This is a genomic window from Leptotrichia sp., from assembly GCF_057270615.1.
Map to the genome: position 1 here is coordinate 1 of NZ_DBHIXN010000086.1, position 5,342 is coordinate 5,342.

5 protein-coding genes and 2 tRNA genes are annotated in these 5,342 nt (G+C 28.6%); 4 read left to right on the forward strand and 3 right to left on the reverse strand.

Annotated elements, in window-relative coordinates:
- Position 1 precedes the first annotated feature (1 nt).
- The 4 genes from ACO409_RS10085 to tsaD all read left to right on the forward strand — a co-directional run bounded on the left by ACO409_RS10085 (position 2) and on the right by tsaD (position 2,762).
- Positions 2 to 78 (forward strand) — tRNA-Met (locus ACO409_RS10085).
- Between the two features lie 3 nt (positions 79 to 81).
- Positions 82 to 158, forward strand: a tRNA-Met gene (locus ACO409_RS10090).
- Between the two features lie 361 nt (positions 159 to 519).
- Positions 520 to 1,560, forward strand: coding sequence for a glycosyltransferase family 9 protein (locus tag ACO409_RS10095; RefSeq protein ID WP_485556910.1), 1,041 nt, complete (start codon positions 520 to 522; stop codon positions 1,558 to 1,560).
- 182 nt (positions 1,561 to 1,742) lie between these two features.
- Positions 1,743 to 2,762 (forward strand): tRNA (adenosine(37)-N6)-threonylcarbamoyltransferase complex transferase subunit TsaD, encoded by a 1,020-nt coding sequence (gene tsaD, locus ACO409_RS10100; protein WP_485556911.1) that lies wholly within the window; start codon positions 1,743 to 1,745, stop codon positions 2,760 to 2,762.
- Between the two features lie 317 nt (positions 2,763 to 3,079).
- On the opposite strand, the gene ACO409_RS10105 is transcribed toward tsaD, so the two are convergent.
- The 3 genes from ACO409_RS10105 to ACO409_RS10115 all read right to left on the reverse strand — a co-directional run bounded on the left by ACO409_RS10105 (position 3,080) and on the right by ACO409_RS10115 (position 5,254).
- Positions 3,080 to 3,904: a Cof-type HAD-IIB family hydrolase gene (locus tag ACO409_RS10105; protein WP_485556913.1), complete on the reverse strand. Its 825-nt coding sequence runs from the start codon at positions 3,902 to 3,904 to the stop codon at positions 3,080 to 3,082.
- A 69-nt stretch (positions 3,905 to 3,973) separates the two neighbouring features.
- Positions 3,974 to 4,786 carry an HAD family hydrolase gene (locus tag ACO409_RS10110; RefSeq protein ID WP_485556915.1) on the reverse strand — a complete coding sequence of 271 codons (813 nt, stop codon included), beginning with the start codon at positions 4,784 to 4,786 and terminating at the stop codon, positions 3,974 to 3,976.
- A 105-nt stretch (positions 4,787 to 4,891) separates the two neighbouring features.
- Positions 4,892 to 5,254 carry a response regulator gene (locus ACO409_RS10115; protein ID WP_485556917.1) on the reverse strand — a complete coding sequence of 121 codons (363 nt, stop codon included), beginning with the start codon at positions 5,252 to 5,254 and terminating at the stop codon, positions 4,892 to 4,894.
- Positions 5,255 to 5,342 lie beyond the last annotated feature (88 nt).

Sequence of the window (5,342 nt, forward strand, 5' to 3'; positions counted from 1 at the left end):
TCGCGGGATAGAGCAGCATGGTAGCTCGTCGGGCTCATAACCCGAAGGTCGTTGGTTCAAATCCAGCTCCCGCCACCAAATGCCTAGATAGCTCAGTTGGCTAGAGCATACGGTTCATACCCGTAGGGTCGGAAGTTCGAATCTTCTTCTAGGCACCATTATATTAATTAAGCCATACTTGCAATTAATGTAGGTATTTTTTTTTTATAAAATGTAGTTAAATAGCTACATTTTTTTATTTTATACTATTTTCCATTAAAATAATAGATTTGTTATAATTTCTACTATGCAAGGGGGGTAAGACCCCTTGTCAGAAAATAAATAAAATATAATTTCTATTTTTAGAAAGAAAAACACTTGACTAATAATAGTTTTAAATTATAAAATAACATAAAGTAACATAAAGTAACATAAATCAAAATTTAAAAACTTATAGATATTTTGCTCAAATCTTTACTTAAATTTATTTTGATATTAAAGAAATCGAGTAAAATATTATACTTTAGAAGAGGAAAAAATATGAAAATATTAATAATAAGATTTAGCTCATTTGGAGATGTAGTGCTTACAACTCCCGTAATAAGGGCAATTAGAGAAAAATATCCAAAGGCTGTAATAGATTTTGTAGTTTACAACACTTTTTCTGAAGCAATTTCATTAAATCCTGAAATTAGGAATTTGATAATTTTTGATAAAAAGAAAAGTAAAGATCGAAAATATATAAAAGATACGATAAATAATCTAAAAATGGAAAATTATGATTATATCATCGATCTTCATTCTAAATTTTTGTCTAGAATTATTGGAAAAAGTCTTGAAAATAAGCATACTCACTATTGCCGATATAAAAAAAGAAAATGGTGGAAAACTATTCTTGTAAAATCAAAACTTATAACTTATAATGCAGATTGTACTATTGTTGAGAGTTATTTTACAGCTTTAAAAAAATTGGGAATAAATTTTTTAGATGAAAACATAAAAAATGGACTTGGAGATAATCTAGAATTTTATATTGATAAAAAAATGGAAGAAAAATTTGTAAAAAAATATGATTTGAAAAATGGAAATTATTTTGTGTTAGCTCCTGGAGCCTCTAAATTTACGAAAAAGTGGCCTTATTATGATGAATTGGCAAAAAAAATTTTGAAAAATAAAAATAAATTTGTAAATAATAAGGAAAAATTAAGAATTTTTGTGATTGGCGGAAAAGAAGATGCAAATGTTGTAAAAGCTGATGAAGATGGACAAGTTATTGATTTGTGCGGGAAAATTTCCTTCAAGGAAAGCGGAATACTGCTAAAATATGCAAAAGTGGCTGTTGCAAACGACTCCGGCCCATTTCATATAGCTAGAGCTGTAAAAGCCAAGACTTTTGTATTTTTTGGACCGACTGATCCAAAATTATTTTCCTTTGAAAAAAATACTTTTTTACTGAATAATCCAAGCTGTCCGCCACATTCACTTTACGGAGACAATAAATTTTCAAAAAAATATGCAGATTGTATGACTGGAATCTCAGTAGAAACCGTATTTAATAAAATTATTAAAGAATACAATTAATAGACCTGTTTGATAACTATATAAATTTAGAATTTAATAAAATAAATATCCTGAAGCAAGGGATTTTAACCCTTGTATAGAAAAAAATTTAGTTTATCGAACATAGCTAACAAAATTGTTATAAATTATCAAATAATTTTATACAAAAAATAAAAAAACACAAAAAGAAAGAGAGAAAAATTATGAAAATACTTGCATTTGAATCATCTTGTGATGAAACTTCTGTTGCAGTTGTTGAGAATGGAAAAAAAATTTTAAGTAACATTATTTCCACACAAATTGATATTCACAAGGAATTTGGCGGTGTAGTGCCTGAAATTGCATCACGGCATCATATAGAAAATATTTTACCAGTATTTACCGAAGCTTTAGAAAAAGCCAACTGTAAATTAAGCGATATTGATTATATCGCAGTAACAAATACTCCTGGACTTATCGGGTCTTTGCTTGTAGGCTTAATGTTTGCAAAATCTCTAAGCTATGCCAATAACATTCCATTAATTCCAGTAAATCATATTAATGGGCATATTTTTTCAAGTTTTATTGACAATGATGTAAAATTGCCTGCAATATCGCTAGTTGTATCAGGCGGACATACAAATTTATACTACATTTATGAAGAAAATGGAAAAATAATTACTGATTTGCTTGGTGAAACGTTAGATGACGCTGTTGGAGAGACTTATGACAAAATTGCAAGAATATTGGGGCTAGAATATCCAGGAGGTCCGCATATTGATAGACTGTCAGTAAATGGTAAAGATATTCTAAAAATAAAAAAACCAAAAGTTGACGGCTATAATTTTAGTTTTAGCGGAATAAAAACTTTTATAACTAACTATGTAAATACTCAAAATATGAAAGGTAATCCATTTTCAAAAGAAGATATTGCAAAATCACTTCAGGAAATTATCGTAAATGTGCTATATGATAAAATTTTAATGGCTGTAAAGGAAAAAGATGTGAAGACAATACTTGTTGCAGGCGGTGTTTCTGCAAATAAACGGCTTCGTGAAAAATTTTCAGAATTCACAAATTTAAAAACTGATAAAAATGAACAAATTCAAGTCCATTTTCCAAAAATGGAATATTGTACTGATAATGCAGCTATGATAGGAGTTGCAGCTTATTATGACTTAAAAAATAATTCTCAAGGTGAATTGAAACAATACGATGTGGATGCAATTTCTACTAAAAATTAGAAATTTACATATTTGTGAATAAATTTTGATATTGTAATTCTAAAAAATTTTAGATATTCAATTTTTAAGTATTCAACTTTAAGATTATCTAATCATTCAAAATTAGACTATTAAAAATCATATAAACTTAGAGATTGAATAAAATAATAGCTTTTGAGTTTAATTTTAAATCAGCTTTGCTATATTTCCCTTTTAAATAACAAACTGGTTATAAATTTATCTACAAGGGGCAAGGGGTCAAAACCCCTTGTTTAGGTAAATAATATAAAATATAACTTCTTTTTTAAACAGAGCTTAGTATAATATATTTTTTATTATTAAATATTTTTTGCTCTTTCCAAAAACAATTCCTGTAATTTTATAGCTTCTCCATCTTCTTTATTGGATCCAACAAATTCAAAATCTTTTGGCAACAATTTTTTTAATCTGTCAATGGAATTTCCCATTGCATAACCTTTTCCAACCATTGTAAGCATTTCAAAATCGTTTTCACCATCACCAAAGGCTACTGCATCCTTCAATTCCAATCCTTCTCTTTCCAGCAGAAATTTTGCCGCTGCCCCTTTATTTGCTCCTTTTGCCATAATTTCCATACAATAGTCATTAACAAAAATAACGTTTACATCATTTCTTATTTTCAATATTGCTTTTTCCAAATTTATAAGCTGTTCGTGTTCTCCAATATAAAATATTTTCAATATATCCAAGTTTTTTAATTCATCTTTTGGAACTTCCTTAAAATCAACTTTTACATATTTTGAAATTCTGTCATATACTTTTTGAGCTGTTCCTTCTGTAATAATCCAGTCATTTCCCGAAAAGATGTTTAAATGTGAGCCTTCGGCTATGCTTTCATAATCTAGTCCCAATATTGCTTGTGCTGCTTCTTTTGACAATCCCTTTTCATAGATCATATTCCCGTTCTCATCAAAAATTCTCGCTCCATTTGCCGTAATAATAGGAATTTTTATTCCAAGGGGCTTTGTTACATAACCAACTTGATCATAATTTCTTCCTGAAGCAATATAAAATTTTATTCCTTTTTTTATTATTTTTTCAATTATATTTTTTGTAAATTTTGTAACTTCATGCTCTTTACATAACAAAGTTCCGTCTAAATCACTTATAACTGCTTTATACATATATTTCCTTTCCTATTCTCTTATTTTAGTCATTTATAAAAGTCTATAAAATCTCATCAATAAATATTTTTATAAATCAAATATTTCTCTAAGTTTTTTTGCCATTCCATCTTCAGCATTACTTCCAATAATTTCAGTATCTGTCAGCTTTTCAAGCAGAAGATAAATCGAATTTCCCATTGCAAATCCAAGTCCAGTTTCTGTTATCAAGTCATAGTCGTTTACTCCATCCCCAAATGAAACAGCATCATTCAATGTCAATCCATCCCTTTTCAATACTGTTTCAGCTGCCTTTGCCTTATTACAGCTTGCAGAAAAGACTTCAAGACTTCCTTTATTTGCAAATAAAAGACTTACATTTCCTTCACCAACAGCTTTTTTTATTTCACTTTCAAGAGCAAGCAGCTCACTATGTTTTTCTCCAAGAAAAAATATTTTTGCAAAATCATGTTTTCTAAACTCTTCAGGAGTAATCTGTTTTGGATATCTAGTTCTGTCAGGCTTTTTATTATAAAAATATTCTCTCAAATCTTCAGTAACAAACCAGTTTGGTCCTGAATATCCTGTTATAATTATATCTTTTCCAAACGACTTGTAATCAATATCCAAAACTTTATCTAAATATTCTCTTTTTAGTCTATTTGAAAAAATCTCATTTCCATTTTCATCAAAAGCAGCAGATCCATGCGAAGTAATAAGCGGAACTTTTATTCCAAGCTCATCCATAGCTTCTTTTGCTCCTAAATAATTTCTTCCAGTTGCAATATAAAACTTTATCCCTTTTTTTAATAATAGTTTTACTGTTTCTCTAGTAAATTCACCTACTTTATGTTCTGCATTCAAAAGTGTGCCATCCAAGTCACTTATAACAGCTTTAAACATTTTATTTTCTCCTTCTCTCATTATATTTTTGTCAAAATCTAATTACTATGGTATCTTTTAACTTTATTGCTTTTAAAATTACTCGTTATTACACTTCAATAATTTTTATGAAAATAATTTTGAAAATTCATTCATAAATTCTACTTCATTAAAAGGCTTTGATAAAAATGCCTTTGCTCCTGCTTCTTTTCCCATTTTCATATAATTAGGAAACATAACCATTGTGCTGCAAATCATAATTTTTGCTTCTTTATCAAAATCTGTAATGATTTGTGCAGCTTTTAATCCGTGCATTCTTGGCATATTTATATCCATCGTTACAACTGAAGGCCTTACCTTTTTATACATTTCTACAGCTTCTAATCCATCACTTGCTTCGTATACCTTATATCCTTTTTCTTCAAGAATATCTTTTATATCTTCTCTAATATACGATGCATCATCTACAACCAATGCAATTTTATTCATTTTTTCCCTTCTCTCTTTATTTTATTTATTTTTTGAACTACTCCCGCTTTTAGAAACGGGAGCTTCTTGGGAAGTATCTGCTTTTGCT